Origin of the sequence: Catellatospora vulcania (genome assembly GCF_009720385.1) — a bacterium.
In the GTDB taxonomy this organism is placed as follows: Bacteria; Actinomycetota; Actinomycetes; order Mycobacteriales; family Micromonosporaceae; genus Catellatospora; species Catellatospora vulcania.
Genome location: NZ_WARX01000001.1, coordinates 148,723 through 165,963, shown reverse-complemented (window position 1 = coordinate 165,963; position 17,241 = coordinate 148,723). Strand labels below are relative to the sequence as shown.

The 17,241-nt window shown below is 72.7% G+C and carries 11 protein-coding genes; 6 read left to right on the top strand and 5 right to left on the bottom strand.

Annotated elements, in window-relative coordinates; translation table 11 throughout:
• Positions 1-104: 104 nt before the first annotated feature.
• Both F6W97_RS19950 and F6W97_RS19945 read left to right on the top strand, forming a co-directional pair.
• Positions 105-1,358, top strand: a complete 1,254-nt coding sequence (locus F6W97_RS19950; RefSeq protein WP_196279242.1) for a CDP-glycerol glycerophosphotransferase family protein — start codon at positions 105-107, stop codon at positions 1,356-1,358.
• 324 nt (positions 1,359-1,682) lie between these two features.
• Complete coding sequence (locus tag F6W97_RS19945) at positions 1,683-4,907, top strand: penicillin acylase family protein (protein WP_155371972.1); 3,225 nt, start codon at positions 1,683-1,685, stop codon at positions 4,905-4,907.
• Between the two features lie 94 nt (positions 4,908-5,001).
• Here F6W97_RS19945 and F6W97_RS19940 read toward each other — a convergent pair whose 3' ends face one another.
• The 5 genes from F6W97_RS19940 to F6W97_RS19920 form a co-directional block, all read right to left on the bottom strand.
• Positions 5,002-5,661: an ABC transporter ATP-binding protein gene (locus F6W97_RS19940; protein WP_155371971.1), complete on the bottom strand. Its 660-nt coding sequence runs from the start codon at positions 5,659-5,661 to the stop codon at positions 5,002-5,004.
• The gene (locus tag F6W97_RS19935; protein WP_155371970.1) at positions 5,661-6,605 is read right to left on the bottom strand and encodes an ABC transporter ATP-binding protein; all 945 of its coding nucleotides are present in this window, start codon (positions 6,603-6,605) and stop codon (positions 5,661-5,663) included. Before F6W97_RS19935 ends, F6W97_RS19940 begins: the two co-directional genes overlap by 1 nt.
• The gene (locus tag F6W97_RS19930) at positions 6,602-9,697 is read right to left on the bottom strand and encodes an FtsX-like permease family protein (protein ID WP_155371969.1); all 3,096 of its coding nucleotides are present in this window, start codon (positions 9,695-9,697) and stop codon (positions 6,602-6,604) included. Before F6W97_RS19930 ends, F6W97_RS19935 begins: the two co-directional genes overlap by 4 nt.
• 264 nt (positions 9,698-9,961) lie before the next feature.
• The gene (gene meaB / locus F6W97_RS19925; protein WP_155371968.1) at positions 9,962-10,951 is read right to left on the bottom strand and encodes a methylmalonyl Co-A mutase-associated GTPase MeaB; all 990 of its coding nucleotides are present in this window, start codon (positions 10,949-10,951) and stop codon (positions 9,962-9,964) included.
• Positions 10,952-11,072: 121 nt separating this feature from the next.
• Positions 11,073-12,254, bottom strand: coding sequence for an acetyl-CoA C-acetyltransferase (locus F6W97_RS19920; RefSeq protein WP_155371967.1), 1,182 nt, complete (start codon positions 12,252-12,254; stop codon positions 11,073-11,075).
• A 65-nt stretch (positions 12,255-12,319) separates the two neighbouring features.
• Here F6W97_RS19920 and mce point away from each other — a divergent pair, with 65 nt between their 5' ends.
• The 4 genes from mce to F6W97_RS19900 all read left to right on the top strand — a co-directional run bounded on the left by mce (position 12,320) and on the right by F6W97_RS19900 (position 17,240).
• Positions 12,320-12,799 carry a methylmalonyl-CoA epimerase gene (gene mce / locus F6W97_RS19915; RefSeq protein WP_155371966.1) on the top strand — a complete coding sequence of 160 codons (480 nt, stop codon included), beginning with the start codon at positions 12,320-12,322 and terminating at the stop codon, positions 12,797-12,799.
• A 236-nt stretch (positions 12,800-13,035) separates the two neighbouring features.
• The gene (gene ccrA, locus F6W97_RS19910) at positions 13,036-14,391 is read left to right on the top strand and encodes a crotonyl-CoA carboxylase/reductase (RefSeq protein ID WP_155371965.1); all 1,356 of its coding nucleotides are present in this window, start codon (positions 13,036-13,038) and stop codon (positions 14,389-14,391) included.
• Between the two features lie 227 nt (positions 14,392-14,618).
• Positions 14,619-15,851 carry a coiled-coil domain-containing protein gene (locus F6W97_RS19905; RefSeq protein ID WP_155371964.1) on the top strand — a complete coding sequence of 411 codons (1,233 nt, stop codon included), beginning with the start codon at positions 14,619-14,621 and terminating at the stop codon, positions 15,849-15,851.
• A gap of 78 nt (positions 15,852-15,929) precedes the next feature.
• Positions 15,930-17,240, top strand: a complete 1,311-nt coding sequence (locus F6W97_RS19900) for a coiled-coil domain-containing protein (protein WP_155371963.1) — start codon at positions 15,930-15,932, stop codon at positions 17,238-17,240.
• Position 17,241: the final 1 nt, after the last annotated feature.

The following is a 17,241-nucleotide window of genomic DNA, read 5'->3' as shown; positions in this document are numbered from 1 at the left end:
GCCGCGGTTCGGCGACGGTCCGCCGGTCATGGAGCGAACGGGTCCCCGGGCCCATCGCCCCAGGTGAACGCACGCGAGGGGGAGCTGTGCCGATGCTGCGCCGGATGCGGTCGATCAGCGCCAAGGCCCGCCGCGTGACCCGCGAGCCCGGCCGCGCCCTCAAGTACGCGCTCTACCGCGCGCAGCTGCGCCTGCCCGTCGACGAGCGGCTCGCCGTCTACTCGGCCTACTGGGGCGCCGGCTACAGCTGCAACCCGGCCGCGATCTACGAGAAGGCCCGCGAGCTGGCCCCGCACATCCGCGGCGTCTGGGTGGTCAAGCCCGACCGCGTGGCGCACCTGCCGGCCGGCGTCGAGTACGTGGTCGAGGAGTCCCCGGCCTACTTCCGGGCGATGGCCCGCGCCAAGTACTTCATCAGCAACGCGAACTTCCCCGACTACATCGTCAAGCGGCCCGGCGCGGTCGAGGTGCAGACCCACCACGGCACCCCGCTGAAGCTCATGGGCATGGACGGGCTCACCTACGGCGGCCGCCGCGGCAAGGGCGGCGACGAGCTGCTCAAGCGGGTCGGCCGGTGGAACTACAGCGTGGCGGCCAACCAGCACTCGACGCAGTCCTGGGGCACCGCCTACCCGGGTGGCGGCTACGAGTCGCTGGAGTACGGCTACCCGCGCAACGACGTCCTGGTCAACGCCGCCCCCGACCACGGCGCGAAGGTGCGCGCCGCGCTCGGCATCGAGCCCGGCAAGCAGGTCGTGCTGTACGCGCCGACGCACCGCGGCCGCAACAGGGACGTGTCCGGCTACCTCGACCTCGCCGAGCTGGCGGGCTCGCTCGGCCCGGACTCGGTGATCCTGGTCCGCGCGCACTACTTCTACGAGGGCAAGCCGGCCGCGCCCGGCGGCTCCGCCCAGGTCCTGGACGTGACCGGGCACCCCCGGGTGGAGGACCTCTACCTCGCCGCGGACGTGCTGGTCACGGACTACTCGTCGACCATGTTCGACTACGCGGTGCTGGACCGGCCGATCGTGATCTTCGCCCCGGACTGGGAGTGGTACCGCACCACCCGCGGCGTGTACTTCGACATCTTCGACGCGCACCCCGGGGCGATCGCGGCCACCCAGGACGAGCTTGCTGCCGTGTTCGCCTCCGGCGCGGTCGACGACGAGCAGGCCCGGCAGCGGCGGGCGGCGTTCCGCGAGCGCTTCTGCGCCCTGGAAGACGGCAAGGCCGGCGAACGCGTGGTGCGCCGGGTGCTGCTCGGCGAGCAGGTCGGGGATCGCCCCGCGCCCGCACCCGCCGTACCCCAGCAGGCCACGCCTGCCGACCGGCCGGCCCAGCAGCCCGCCCTGTCCTGACCCGGACAGTCCCGGTCGCGGCGTCAAGATCGCTCGACTTGCCTGGCGCCTGTGCGTATCTTGCGTGCCCTTTCGCCCACCTGCCTGGCAAGTCGGCGATCAAGGCGGCCTGGCGACCGTCGCGAGCGGACGGTCCCCCGCCGGACGGGCATTCGATCGGTGTCTGTCTCTTTCGTCACAGTGAATACTTCGTTACCATCCGGTACACGAAATTGCTTCACGTAAGTGCGTCGGCGGCGGACACGTCGCGTCAGGCTGCGCGTGGGCCTGCTGTCCGATGCGGATCAGCGGCCCCCGTCCCGTCCTGCCGAAGGGATCCACCCCATGTCCCGACGCGCCACCCCGGCCCGCTCCCGGGTCAAACGCCCCCTAGCCGCCACGTTCGCACTGGTCACAGCCGGTGCGTTCGCCACGTTCGTGCCCGCTGCGGCCCCCGCCGCCGCAGCCGTGCTGGCCCCGAACGACTTCTGTCTGGCCGAGTGCGCAGACATCCTGCCGCCTGGCCAGAACGGCAACGCCACCCTCGTCGACATCCTCGGCCACCAGGTGTTCGGCACCCGGCCCGCGCACTCGGCCGACCAGCTCGACCGGTACGCCAACCTGGTCTACAACTACGCCGGGCTCACCGACGAGCAGATCCCGGCGTACTTCAACGACGCCTCGTTCGGCGTGCCCGCCGGGCAGGTCGAACGCAGCTACGCCCCCCGCTCCGACGTGACCGTGGTACGCGACAAGGCCACCGGCACGCCGCACGTCACCGGCACCACCCGGGCCGGGACCATGTTCGGGGCCGGCTACGCCGGGGCCGAGGACCGGCTGTTCACCATGGATCTGCTGCGCCACGTCGGGCGCGGCACGCTCACCCCGTTCGCGGGCGGGGCTGCGGGCAACCGCTCGCTGGAGCAGAGCGTGTGGCGCAACGCGCCGTACACCGAAGCCGACCTCCAGGCGCAGGTCAACGCGCTGCAGAACCTCGGCACCCGGGGGGCGCAGCTCTACACCGACGTGCAGAACTACATCGCCGGCATCAACGCCTACATCGCCAAGTGCATGGCCGACCGCAACTGCCCCGGCGAGTACGTGCTCACCGGGCACCTCGACGCGGTCACCAACGCGGGCGGCCCGGTGCAGTTCACGATGACCGACCTGATCGCCATCGCGGGCGTGGTCGGCGGCCTGTTCGGCGGGGGCGGCGGCAGCGAGATGGAGTCCGCGCTGGTCCGCGTCGCCGCGCGGGCCCGCTACGGCGCGGTCGAGGGCGACGCGGTGTGGAACGCGTTCCGCAGCCGCACCGACCCGGAGGCCGTGCTCACCATCCACGACGGCACGAGCTTCCCGTACGGCGCGGCCGACGACAACGCGGCCGGTGTGGTGCTGCCCGACGCGAACAGCGCCGTCGTCGAACCGGTCGTCACCAACCCGACCGGCTCGGCGAACAGCGCCGTCACCGCGCAGTCCGACATCGCCGCAGCCCTGGGCAGCCTGACCATCGGCAACAAGCGCAAGGGCATGTCCAACGCGGCGGTGATCTCCGCGGCGCACTCCGCCACCGGCCACCCGGTCGCCGTGTTCGGGCCGCAGACCGGCTACTTCTCCCCGCAGCTGCTGATGGTGCAGGAGCTGCAGGGCCCCGGGATCAGCGCCCGCGGCGCGGCGTTCGCCGGGCTCAACCTGTACGTGCTGCTCGGCCGCGGGCAGGACTACGCGTGGAGCGCCACCTCGGCGGCGCACGACATCACCGACACGTACTCCCTGCCGCTGTGCACCACCGACGGCAGCGCCCCCACCCTGAGCAGCAACAAGTACTTCTACCGGGGTGTCTGCACCGCGATGGAGGAGCTGTCGCACACCAACGCGTGGACGCCGAGCACGGCCGACGGCACCGCCGCGGGCTCGTACAAGCTGGTCACGTACCGGACCAAGCTAGGTCTGGTGGCCTGGCGCGGCACCGTCGGCGGCGTACCGCACGCATTCACCCACCTGCGGTCCACCTACCGCCACGAGGCCGACTCGGCGATCGGCTTCCAGATGTTCAACGACCCCGCCGCGATGGGCTCGGCGGCCGATTTCAAGACCGCCGCGGGCAACGTCGGCTACTCGTTCAACTGGTTCTACGTGAACTCCACCGACACCGCCTACTTCATGTCCGGCAGCAACCCGCAGCGCGCCGCCGGGCACAACCCCAACCTGCCGGTACGCGGCGACGCGCCATACGAGTGGCTGGGTTACCAGCCCGACAGCAACAACGCGACCTGGGCGGCCAACGCCACCCACCCGCAGTCGGTGAACCAGGACTACTACATCAGCTGGAACAACCGGCAGGCCAAGGACTTCGGGGCGGCCGACGGCGACTTCAGCTTCGGCTCGGTGCACCGCGGCGACCTGCTCGACGCCCCGGTCAAAGCCGCGATCGCGAGCGGGCACAAGTTCACCCGTTCCTCGCTGGCGAGCCTGGTCGAGAACGCCGGGGTCACCGACCTGCGCGGCTGGAAGGTGCTCGACGACCTGCTCCGGGTCATCGAGAGCCAGGCCGTCACCGACCCCACGCTGTCCGCCGCCGTCGCCAAGCTCAAGGCATGGCAGCAGGCCGGAGCCCGGCGCGTCGAGACCGCCCCCGGCTCGAAGGCCTACGCCCACGCCGACGCGATCCGGATCTTCGACGCGTGGTGGCCGCTGCTGGTCAGCGGCCAGTTCAAGGCCGAACTCGGCGACGGGCTCTACGGCGCCCTCGTCGACGCCATGCAGATCAACGAATCACCGTCCGGCGGCCAGAACGGTCCCGGCTCCGGCCTGCCCGGCTCGCTGTCCGCCAGCCAGGCCCACAAGGGCTCGTCCTTCCAGCACGGCTGGTGGGGGTACGTCGAGAAGGACGTGCGCACCGTGCTCGGCGACCCGGTCGCCGGCGGGCTCGGGCGCACGTACTGCGGCAACGGCGTGCTCAGCGCGTGCCGCACCGTGCTGCTGTCCACCCTGGGCAGCGCCAACGGGCAGGGGGCGAGTGCCGTCTACCCCGGCGACGAGCACTGCGCCGCCGGTGACCAGTGGTGTGCCGACGCGATCCTGCAGTCGGCGCTGGGCGGCATCACCGCGCCGCTGACCGCCTGGCAGAACCGGCCGACCTACCAGCAGGTGGTGTCGTTCCCGGCCAGGCGTGGCCAGGACATCGCCAACCTGGCCCAGGGCCGCTCGGTCTCGGCGAACGGCAGCCAGCTGTTCTACCCGGTCGGCAACGCCGTCGACGGCAACCCGACCACCCGCTGGAGCAGCACCTCCGCCGACAGCAGGCAGATCACCGTCGACCTGGGCAGCGTACGCAGCGTAGGCCGGACCATCCTGCGCTGGGAGGCGGCGTACGGGCGCTCGTACCGCATCGACGTCTCCACCGACGGCAGCACCTGGACCACGGCCTGGTCCACCACCACCGGCAACGGCGGCGTCGACATCAACACCTTCACCCCCGTCAACGCCCGCTACGTCCGCATGCAGGGCGTCCAACGCGCCACCACCTACGGCTACAGCCTCTGGGAGATCGAGGTCTACAGCCGCTGACGCGTCACCGACCTGCGACAACTCTTAAAGACTTGCGGCCTCCGAGTGACTCGGAGGCCGCAAGTCTTTAAGAGTTGCGAAAGGAAGGGGTGGGTCAGTGGGTGGCGGGGGTGGTGGCGTAGCCGTCGACGAGGTGGAGTTCGTCGTCGCAGGCTGCCGCGGCTTGGGGGTCGTGGGTGGCGAAGACGACGGCTGCGCCGCGTTCGGCTTCGGCACGCAGGAGGGTCAGCACCGTCTGGCGGTTGGCGGCGTCGAGTTCGCTGGTGACCTCGTCGGCCAGCAGCACCGGGCCGCGCAGGGCCAGGCCGCGGGCGATCGCCGTACGCTGCTGCTGCCCGCCGGACAGCTCCTCGACCAGCTGCTCGGCCTGGTTGGCCAGGCCGACCCGCTCCAGCGCCTCGGCGGTGAGCCGGCGCGCGTCCGGGGCCCGTACACCCGCCGACACCAGGGCGACCAGGATGTTCTCGGCCGCGGTCAGGGTCGGGGCGAGCCCGTTGTGCTGCGGGATCAGCACGATGCCGTGGGTGACGGCCTGGTCGCGGTCACGCAGCGGCGCTCCGTCGAGGCTGACCTGCCCCTCTACCGGGCGCAGCAGCCCGGCCAGCGCCCACAGCAGCGTGGTCTTGCCCGCGCCGGACGCGCCGGTGACGGCCAGGATCCGGCCCGGCTGGGCGGCCACGGTGATGTCGCGCAGCACCGCCCGGTCCTTGCCGTACGCCATGGTGATCCGCTCGGCCAGCAGCATCCGGGTCATCAGGCCACCTCACGGCTGTAGTCGGGGACGATCTGACCACGCCGGTAGGCGGTCGCGTCGTCCTCGGGCTCGTACTCGTCGACCGGCACGACCGCGCTGCCCGGTTGGGCCGCGTGCGCGGGGGCCAGCAGCACCGTGCCGTCGGGACGCGCGTGCACCCGCAGCTTGGTGCCGGGCGGCAGCAGCGCCAGCACGTCGGGCGGCAGGTGCACCGAGCCGTCCCGACCGACCACGGCGAACTCCTCACCGAGCCGTCCCTCGCCGCCGACCCGCCCGTCGCGGATGGTGACCTGGCGGCCCATGCCCGCGCCGACCTCGGGGTCGTGGGTGACCACGACGACCGTGGTGCCGTTGCGGCGCACCGACTCCAGGGCGGCGATGACCTCGTCGCGGGCGACCGAGTCGAGCTGGCTGGTCGGCTCGTCGGCGAGCAGCAGCCCCGGCTTGTGCGCCAGCGCGACGGCCAGCGCCAGGCGCTGCCGCTCGCCGGGGGTCAGCTCGTGCGGGCGCTGGCGCAGCCGGCCGCGCACGCCGAGCAGGCCGACCAGCGCGAGCACGTCACGCGGGGCGGGCAGGTCGGCCACACCGTGCGAGCGGGCGGCCCGCTGGGCGAAGCGCACGTTCTGCTCGGCGGTCAGGTACGGCAGCAGGTTGCGCTCGGCGCCCTGCAGCACGACGCCGACCTCGGTGGCGCGCATCCGGGCCAGGTCCGCCTCGGACGCCTTGGCCAGGTCGGTCTCGCCGACGGTGGCCCGCCCGGCGGCCGGGCGGATCAGCCCGGCCAGCAGGGAGAGCAGCGTGGACTTGCCGGAGCCGGACGGGCCCAGCAGGGCCACCGACTCGCCGGGTGCGATGTCCAGGTCCACCCCGCCGAGGGCGACCACGTCGTACCCCTCCAGCCGGTAGATGTAGACCAGGCCGCGACAGGTAACCGTGCCGTTCACCGGCCGCCTCCTCGGATCAGTTCGGGGGTCGCCCGCTTCACGAGCCGGCCGCTGCGCAGCACGACCACCACGAGCACCAGCAGGGCACCGGCGATCGCCAGCGGCAGCGCGTCCAGGGTCAGTCCGGGCACCAGCGTGCCGAGCACGTCCCCGGTCAGGTTCGGCGCGCCGGGCGTGCCGACGGTGACCAGCGGGATGCCGGGCAGCATCAGGGCCGCGGCGCCGAGGCCGACCAGCAATCCGACGATCATCGGCAGGCCGATCAGCGCGAGCCGTTCCCGCCGCAGCCCGCGGCGCAGCACGTTCGGGCGTACGCCGGTGACGCGCAGCGCGGCCAGTTCTGCCTGGCGGTCGGCGGCGCCCAGCCGGGTGCTGAGCGCGAGCACGCCGAGCGCGAGCAGCGCGGCCGCGACACCGGCCAGCAGGTAGAGCAGCAGCCCGAGCGCGGGGGCGCGGCGGCCCAGCCGGGCCAGCTCGTCCGGCACGGTCTCGGTGCGCAGCACCCGTACGCCCTGGCCGGCGAGCTTCGCGGCGAGGTCGGACGGGGCGTCCGCCGCGGCCCACACCTCGTAGCGCAGGTCGCTCGCGTCGGACAGGCCCTGCGTCACCGCGGCGGCCCGGGTCGCCAGGTCGAGGTCGAACAGCAGTCCGCGCTCGCCCGCCCGGGGCAGCACCGCGGCCTTCTCCAGCACGCTGAACGCCTGCGGCGTCTCGGCGAACGCGGGCAGGTCGAAGTGCTCCGGATCGTCGCTGCTCGGCGCGGGCCCGGCCAGCACCGCGGGCAGCTCCGCCGGGGTGTCCAGGTAGGAGATGAGCACATCGCCCTGGTCGGCGGAGTTCACGCTGAGGCCGAGCTGCTGGCCTGCGGTGACGCGTACGGTCGCGTTGGGGGTGCGGTCCACCAGGAACCGCCAGGCCGACGACTCGGTGAAGCGCACCGGCAGCTGCTGCCCGCCGGAGCTGAGCGACTGCACGACCAGCTCGGCCTGCACCGGGCCGCTCTCCCCGGGCTCCCGGGCGACCGCCAGGCCGACCAGGCGGCAGGGCGCGGCCGCGCAGGCGGGCGCGGCGGCGGTGTAGTTGCGCGCGCCGTCGCGCAGCCTGCCCAGCCAGACGATGCTCGGCGGCTCACCGGGCGAGGACAGCACCGCCCCCAGCCGGGCCGGCGTCTCGCCGAGCGTGCTCACCGACACCCGGGCGGTCACCTGGCTGCTGACCTCGGCGGCCTGCGGCACGTCCGCGCGCAGGCGGCCCGCCAGCAGGGACAGCGCGGCAGCGTCGTGGTCACGCCAGATCGCGACGGCGGGCAGCCGCTCGGACTGCACGCCGATCAGCTCGACGCGCTGGTTGTTGTACAGCTCGTCGACCCGCACCACGGCCATCGAGCGGCTCGACGGGTCGGCCGCGGCCAGTGCCTTGACCAGCGCCTGCGGGTGCGCCGCGGAGACCGCGTAGACGGTCGGCGCGCCGACCGCGTCGTCGGCCCGCTCGGCGCGCGCGTCCGCGGCGACGTCCCAGGCGGTGGCGGAGAAGGTCAGCAGCGCGACGGCGGCGGTGAGCACGGCGACCGTGCGGGCAGCCCCCGGTCGGCGTGAGAGCTGCGCCGCCGACAGCATGGCGGGCAGCCGGCCGCGGCGACGGGCCAGGCTCAGCCGCGCCCGCGACCAGAGGCTCAGCAGCCGGCCCGCGAACACGCCCGCGACGATGGCGAGCGCGGCGGGCGCCAGCAGCGCCAGCGGTGCGGACCGGTCGCGCAGCGCCGCGGCCAGCGAGGCGATCGCCAGCGCCGCGGCCACGCCCTCCAGCACGCCCGCGCGCCAGGTGACCCGCTGCGGCACGCGCCGCAGCAGACCCAGCACGCTGCGGCCGAGCGTGGCCCGTGCGGCCAGCCAGGCGGCGGCGCAGGCGAGCAGCAGGCCGCCCGCGGCGGCTGCGAATACCGGCCAGCGCAGCTCTACGTGTACGCCGTCGGCGAGCACCGAGCGGGCGGCCAGCTCGACCGCGCCCAGCCCGGCCGCCAGGCCCACCGGCGCGCCGAGGACGATCAGCAGCAGCGTCTCGCCCAGCCCGAAGCGGATCGTGCCGCCGCTGCCGTAGCCGCGCAGCCGGGCCAGCGCCAGCTCCGGGCCACGCTCCTCGGTCAGCGCCGCGACCAGCAGCAGCAGTACGACGAAGGCCAGCAGCACCAGCGGCACCGCGATGATGGGCACGGTCCGGGCGAGGGCGTCCTGGTCCTTGGCGGCGTCCTCGACGATCGACGGCAGCGCCGTCTCGACCTGCAGCTCGAACCCGTTCAGGGCCAGGCCGAGCGCGCCCAGCTCGTCGCGCAGCGCGGTGACGTCGTCGAGCCGCACCTGCGCCGACTTCAGCGGGTACGCCACGGACAGCGTCACCGGCACCGCGTCGCCGAGCCGCACGTCGTCCTCGGCCCCGGTGAACACGGCGTCCAGGCGCGGCGCGCCCTCCCCGCCGGACTGGGCCTGCGCGAAGTAGCCGTTGTTGCCCCAGTAGGAGTCGTCCGGGGCGAGCGGGGTGTAGAGGCCGACGACCTCGTACGTCCGGAGTTTCGCTTCGCCCTGCGTGGCGCGTGCCGACACCTTGTCGCCGACCTCGACCCCGGCCTCGGCCGCGGCGCGCTCGCTGAGCAGCACCTGCTCGGCGTCGATGGCGCAGTCGCCGGTGATCCGCAGGTGCGCGCACGCTCCCTGGTGCCAGGCCAGCCGGGCGGCGAAACGGTTCCCACTCACCGTGGACAGCGTGGTGTCGGTGCTGACAGAGCCGATCGGCCGGTCCAGCACCGCGGCCAGGTGCGGCGCCTTGGCCAGCGCGCCGTTGACGATCGACTGGGTGTCACCGACCGGCTGGTGTGCCGCCTCGGCGGTGTCCGCGCTGCCCTCGGCGGTCACCGTGACCGCGGCGGCGCTGGCCGGGGCCGCGCTCAGCGCGTCGGTCAGCACCGACTGCTGTGCGGCGCGGCCGTACGCCGGGGCGAGCACCGCCGCGGCGGTGGCGAAGGCCGCGAGCGACAACACCACCAGCGATCGGCCGGAGCGGTGACGGATGCCCCGCATCATGACGGACCAACCGGTCACCATCGCCTCCACGCGTAAGAGCCCTATGTGCCCCGACACCTTAGCGATTGGTCAGTCCACCCGTGAAGTCGCTTCACCTATCGTTGCCAACCCGCGTCCGAGCAGCTCTCCGGCCGAATCCACCTGCTCACACAGCGTTAACAAGCCCACCTCCACACCGCCCCTGCCGCCCTCTCGGCGGCGGCCTGCGCGGCGCTTTCGGGGAAACTGCACGAAAGGCGAGGCTTGTGCATGCAGTTTCCCCGAAACTGCGGCGGGTGCTGCTCAGACCAGCTCGTCCAGGAGCTGGTTGGCGGCGGCGTAGGGGTCGAGGGCGCCGGTGACGACCTTGTCGGCGAGGGCGGCGATGCCGTCGCCGGGCAGGTCGGCGAAGCGGGCGCGTAGCCGGCCCAGGGCCAGGGCTTCGATCTCGGCGGCGGCCCGGCGGCGGCGGCGCACCGTCAGCTGGTCGGTGTCGACCAGCCAGGTGCGGTGCTCCTCGATCGCGGCGATGATGCCGTCGATGCCTTCGGCCCGCGCCGCGACGGCCTTGACCACGCGCGGCCGCCAGTCCCCGGGGCCGCGGTCCGACCCGCCGAGGGCGATCATGCCCTGGATGTCGCGGTGGGTGGCCTCCACGCCGTCGCGGTCGGCCTTGTTGATGACGAAGATGTCGGCGATCTCCAGGATGCCCGCCTTGACGGCCTGGATGGCGTCGCCCATGCCGGGCGCGAGCAGCACCAGCGTGGTGTCGGCCAGCGAGGCGATCTCGACCTCGGCCTGGCCCACCCCGACGGTCTCCACCAGCACCACGTCGAAGCCGACGCCGGCCAGCACGCGTACCGCCGCGGGGGTGGCCGCCGACAGCCCGCCCAGATGGCCGCGGCTGGACATGGACCGGATGTAGACGCCGGGATCGGTGGCGTGGTCCTGCATCCGGATCCGGTCACCGAGGATCGCCCCGCCGGTGTACGGGCTGGACGGGTCGATGGCGAGCACGGCGACCCGCTTGCCCGCCGCCCGGTACGCCCGCACCAGTTCGTTGGTGGTGGTCGACTTGCCCACCCCCGGCGACCCGGTCAACCCGAGCACGATCGCGTCCCCCGCCGTGGGCGCCAGCATCGCCGCGATCTCCGCCAGCGCCGCCGCACCCGACTCCACCAGCGTGATCAGCCGCGCCACCGCCCTGGCCTCCCCCTCCCGAGCCCGCGCGACAAGCTCAGCGACCGACCTCTGCGGCACAGGCGACAGGGACGGCGTACTCGGCTCGGTCATCAGCTCAACCATTCACAGACGGCGGGACGGGTCAGCAGGTGCGCCTCAACTCTTAAAGAGTCGCGGCCACCGGATACCCGGGAAGCCGCGACTCTTTAAGAGTTGCGCCACGAAAAGGCGGTCAGGCGGGGACCTTGAGGATCAGGGCGTCGCCCTGGCCGCCGCCGCCGCAGAGGGCGGCCGCGCCGGTGCCGCCGCCGCGGCGCTTGAGCTCCAGGGCCAGGGTGAGGGCCAGGCGGGCGCCGGACATGCCGATGGGGTGGCCCAGGGCGATCGCGCCGCCGTTGACGTTCACGATCTCGGGGTCGATGCCCAGCTCGCGGGTGGACTGGATGCCGACCGCGGCGAACGCCTCGTTGATCTCGACCAGGTCGAGGTCGGCCGGGGTCAGGCCCTCCTTGGCCAGCGCCTGCTTGATGGCGTTGGCGGGCTGGGCGTGCAGCGAGTTGTCCGGGCCCGCGACGTTGCCGTGCGCGCCGATCTCGGCGATCCAGGTGAGGCCCAGCTCCTGCGCCTTCTCCTTGCGCATGACCACGACCGCGGCAGCCCCGTCGGAGATCGGCGAGGAGGAGCCGGCGGTGATGGTGCCGTCCTTGGCGAACGCCGGGCGCAGCTTGCCCAGGGTGTCGGCGGTGGTGTCGGGGCGTACGCCCTCGTCCTCGCTGATCACGATCGGGTCGCCCTTGCGGGCGGGGATGGTGACCGGAGCGATCTCCTCGGCGAAGCGGCCGTCCTTGATCGCGGCGGCGGCGCGCTGGTGCGACGCGGCGGAGAAGGCGTCCTGCTCGGCGCGGCTGATCTCGTAGCGGCCGTTGTGGCGCTCGGTCGACTCGCCCATCGAGCATTGGTCCCACGCGTCGGACAGGCCGTCGTGCGCCATGTGGTCCTTGACGGTGACGTCGCCGTACTTGTAGCCGGTGCGCTGCCCGACGAGCAGGTGCGGGGCGTTGGTCATCGACTCCATGCCGCCCGCGACGACGATGTCGAACTCGCCGGCCCGGATGAGCTGGTCGGCCAGCGCGATGGCGTCGAGGCCGGACAGGCAGACCTTGTTGACGGTGAGGGCGGGCACGCTCATCGGCACGCCGGCGCCGACGGCGGCCTGGCGGGCGGTGATCTGGCCGCCGCCGGCCTGCAGCACCTGGCCCATGATCACGTACTGCACCTGGTCGGGGGAGACCCCGGCGCGCTCCAGGGCGGCCTTGATGGCGACCGAGCCGAGCTGCGTGGCCGACAGGTCCTTCAGGTTGCCGAGCAGGCGGCCCATCGGGGTGCGCGCTCCGCTCACGATCACAGAAGTCATGGTGTACCCCTCCGAGTGGCCTGGTTCACGTATCGCCTTAACGATGGTTCGGTCAGACTAACCGCATGACCGAACCAGCATCCCTGTCGACCTCATCACAGAGCACTCCGTCACAGCTCGTGGGCTTGCTGCGCATCGATCATGTCGGCATCGCGGTGCCGGATCTCGACGCCGCGATCGCCTTCTACGAAGGTACGTTCGGGATGACCTGCGTGCACACGGAGACCAACGAGGAGCAGGGCGTACGCGAGGCGATGCTCCAGGTCGGGCCGAGTCCCGAGGGTGGGGCAGTGCAGCTGCTCGCCCCGCTGCGCCCGGACTCGCCGATCGGGAAGTTCCTGGACCGCAGCGGCCCCGGCATCCAGCAGATGGCGTACACGGTCGCCGACGTCGACGCGACCTGCGCGGCCCTGCGCGAGCGCGGCGTACGCCTGCTCTACGAGGCTCCGAAGCGCGGCACGGCCGGCTCGCGGATCAATTTCGTGCACCCGAAGGACGCCGGCGGCGTGCTGGTCGAGCTGGTGGAGCCCGGCCACGGCCACTGACCGGCCCCTGCGGGCCACCCCGGCTGAATGATCGTTAAGTAGAGCGTGGACTTTTTCACACAAGCGTTCCCGCGCAAGCTACCGACCAGTAACGTCCGGCTCACCTGAACCGCACATGTGTGCCCGACCACATGGCGACCCGCAGGAGGGCCCGCCAAGGATGGCCCGCAGACCCGGAACTCCGCCCGCAGCGCGAGCGCGGGACGCCGCAGTTCCCTCACCACGGAGGTGGCGCCGTGCAAGACATCCTCGACGTGATCATGGAAGCCGAGAACGCGGCCGACCCCGCCGCGCGGCTGCGGAGCCTGGCCGACGTGCCGGTGCCCGCCTCGTACCAGGGCATGGTGGTACGCGAGGACGAGACCGCCATGTTCGACGGACTGGCCACTCGCGACAAGGACCCGCGCAAGGCCCTCCACCTGCAGGAAGTGCCCGTGCCGGAGCTGGGGCCGGGCGAGGCGCTGATCGCGGTCATGGCCAGCGCGGTCAACTACAACACCGTGTGGACGTCCATTTTCGAGCCGCTGTCGACCTTCGGGTTCCTGAAGCGATACGGGCGGCTGTCGGCGTTGACCAAGCGCCACGACCTGCCGTACCACGTGGTCGGTTCGGACGCCGCGGGCGTGGTGCTGCGCACCGGCGTCGGCGTGACGAAGTGGAAGGCCGGCGACCAGGTCGTGGCGCACTGCCTCAACGTCGAGCTGGAGGACGCGGCGGGCCACGACGACACGATGCTCGACCCGCAGCAGCGCATCTGGGGCTTCGAGACCAACTTCGGCGGCCTGGCCCAGCTCGCGATCGTCAAGGCGAACCAGCTCATGCCCAAGCCCGCCCACCTGACCTGGGAGGAGGCGGCCAGCCCGGGGCTGGTCAACTCCACCGCGTACCGGCAGCTGGTGTCGCACCACGGCGCGAACATGAAGCAGGGCGACGTCGTGCTGATCTGGGGCGCCAGCGGCGGCCTCGGCTCGTACGCGACGCAGATGGCGCTCAACGGCGGCGCGATCCCGGTGTGCGTGGTGTCCTCCCCGGAGAAGGCCGAGATCTGCCGGCGCATGGGCGCCGACCTGGTCATCGACCGGGCGGCCGAGGGCTACCGGTTCTGGTCCGATGAGCACACCCAGGATCCGGCCGAGTGGAAGCGGTTCGGGGCGCGCATCCGGGAGCTGACCGGCGGCGAGGACCCGGACATCGTGTTCGAGCACCCGGGCCGGGAGACCTTCGGCGCCAGCGTGTACGTCGCCAAGAAGGGCGGCACCATCGTCACCTGCGCCTCGACCAGCGGGTACGAGCACCAGTACGACAACCGCTACCTGTGGATGTCGCTGAAGCGGATCGTGGGCAGCCACTTCGCCAACTACCGCGAGGCGTGGGAGGCCAACCGCCTGGTCGACCTGGGCCGGGTGCACCCGACGCTGTCGAAGGTGTTCCCGCTGGAGCAGACCGGCCAGGCCGCCTACGAGGTGCACCGCAACACGCACCAGGGCAAGGTCGGTGTGCTGTGCCTGGCGCCCGCGGAGGGCCTCGGCGTACGCGATCAGGAGAAGCGGGCCCGCCACCTGCCCGCGATCAACCGCTTCCGCGGGGTGTGATCTCAAGCTCACCGCAGGTGAGGCCGGCTACCGAGACCCGGATGGCGGAGGCGCGACGGCGCGCTTCCGCCATCCGGCATTTCCGGCAATAATCACAATTGGCTTCCGGTATGGATCTTACGGCTGGAATGGCACTGGCACTTTTGGTGCCTCCGGCCCACATCCGGTGGGCGAAAGTGCCCCCACGGCCTTGCGCTACACCCGGGGTCATCTGCGAGTATGTCCCAATGTCCCAGCAGCCCTCCTCCGTCGCGTTCTTCGATGGCGCGAATACCCAACAAGACTTCACAGTCGTCCTGCGCGGTTTCGACCGCGAGCAGGTAAACGCGTTTGTCGGTCGCCTGAACGCTCAGCTTGCCCAGTCGGAGCAGGCACGCGGGGAGGCCGAGCAGCGCATGAACGACGCCCAGCGTCGTCTGCGCCAGGCTGAGCAGCGGCTCAACTCGGTCGAGCAGAAGCTGACCGACACGAGCAAGCAGCTGGAAGAGAACAGCCGCCCCACCCTGTCCGGCCTCGGCACCCGCGTGGAGCAGATCCTGCGCCTCGCCGAGGAGCAGGCCAACGACCACCGCGGCGAGTCCAAGCGCGAGTCCGAGGGCATCCTGTCCGCGGCCCGCCTCGAGGCCCGCGAGATCACCGACAAGGCGCGTGCCGAGGCCGCCGCCATGAAGGCGACCGCCGAGCGCGAGGCCGGCAACCTGCGCACCGCCGCCGAGCGCGAGGCCGCCGAGGTCCGGGTGCAGGCCCGCCGCGAGGCCGACACGCTGCGCGCCGACGCCGACCGCGAGACCAAGCAGCTGCGCACTGCCACCTCGCACGAGGTGGCCGAGCTCAAGGCCACCGTCGAGCGCGAGGTCGCGACGCTGCGCGCCACCGCCGAGCGGGAGATCACCCAGCTGCGCGCCAAGGCCGCCCGCGAGGCGGAGGAGAAGCGCGCCGAGGCCTCCAAGATGCTGGCCGACGCCCGCGACAAGCGCGACAAGGACCTGCAGGCCCTGCAGCTGGAGCTGGCCGAGCGCCGCGAGAAGTCCGAGCGCGAGGAGTCGCAGCGCCACTCCTCCGCCGTGGCCGCCACGCAGAAGCTGGTCGGCGAGGCCGAGGAGCGCGCCCGCGCCGCCGAGGACCGGGCCAAGGAGATCGAGCAGCGCGCCGAGGCGCGCCGGGTCGAGTCCGAGCGCACCGCGACCGAGACGACCGAGAAGGCCCGCGTCGCCGCCGAGAAGAACGTCAACGAGGCCAAGGCCGAGGCGCACCGCCTGGTGACCGAGGCCCGCAACGAGGCCGAGCTGACCACCACGGCCGCCCGTCGCGAGGTCGACGACCTCACCCGCCAGAAGAACGCGGTCACCGCGCAGCTCGGCCAGATGCTGTCCGGCCTGGCCGGCATCGTGCCCGGCGTCGGCAACCCCGCGCCCGCCCCGGCGGCCGAGGAGAAGCCCAAGGCGGAAAAGGCCGAATAACGACTCGGCCCACATCTGATCACGCCGCGCCCGGCACCTGTCGGGCGCGGCGTGACTCTTTATGTGAAGATGGACCGCATGTCGCACGGCGGAGACCTGTTCGCGCTCGGTGAGGGCGTCTCATCGGAACCCAGCTTCGATACGTCCCTCAAGGGCTTCGACAAGAAACAGGTGAACCGATACGTCGTCCAGGTCGAATCCGAACTGGCGACCCTGGCCGCCGAACGGGACCAGGCCATCTCGCAACTGCAGGCCCTGGCCGGCCAGGTGCAGCAGCTCCAGCTGGAGCTCGCCGACGCCGCCCGCCGCGCGGTGCCGTCCCGCGTCTCCTTCCGGCACCTCGGCGCGCGCGTGGAGCAGATCCTCTCGCTGGCCGAGGACCAGGCCGACGACCTGCGCAACGGCGCCGCCCAGGAGATCGCCGACCAGCGGTCCGAAGCGGAGCGCCTGCTCGCCGACGCCCGTGAGCGCGCCGCCACCGCCTCCCGCGACTTCGATCTCGCCCTGGCCTCCCGGCGGGCCGAGGAGCGCAAGGCCGAGGAGCAGCACCGCGTCGACCTGATGAACGAGACGCAGCGCCTGCGCACCGAGGCCCGCGAACTGCTCGCGCACGCCCAGGTCGAGGCGCAGGGCGTACGCACCGCCGCGGCACAGGAGGCCGCCTCCCGACGCATCCAGGCCGACAAGGAGATCGCCGCCGCGCGCGCCGCGACCGAGCAGCACGCGGCCGACAGCCGCGCCCAGGCCGAGCAGCAGCTCGCGGCGGCCGCCGCGGAAGCCGAGCAGCGGCTGGCCGCGGCGTCCGCCGAGGCTGAGCAGCGGATCGCCGCCGCGACCGCCACCGTCCAGCAGAAGCTGGCCGAGGTGGAGACCCAGGCGTCCCAGCGCACCGACCAGGCCGAGCAGGAGGTGGCGCTCGCCCGCGGGCGGGCGGCCGCCGAGCAGGCCGCCGCGGACACCGCCAAGCAGCAGTACGAGGACGGCCAGACCCGCCTGGTGGCGATGCGGGCCGACATCACGCAGGTCGAGCACCGGCTGGCCGAGCTGAAGCAGCAGCTGCACGTCGAGCTGGAGCGACTGGCCAAGGCGCAGCGCGAGGCTGAGGCGGCCGAGCGCCGCCGGGCCGAGGCACAGCGCTCTGCCGACCCGGCTCCCGCCGATGAGCCGACCCAGGCCGTGACGCTGCCTGCGCCGCCCAGCCCGGCCGCACCGGCCGCCCCGGCAGCCGCACCGGCGCAGCCCGCACCCGCGCAGCCGCAGCCCGATCAGCCGCAGGCGACCCGGCCGGCCGAGTCGCAGAGCGGGGACGAGCCCACCATCATGCTGGCCGGCAACGAGCCCACCATCAGCCTCGACGGACGCAGCGACGCCGGAGCGCCCAACCGCTAGC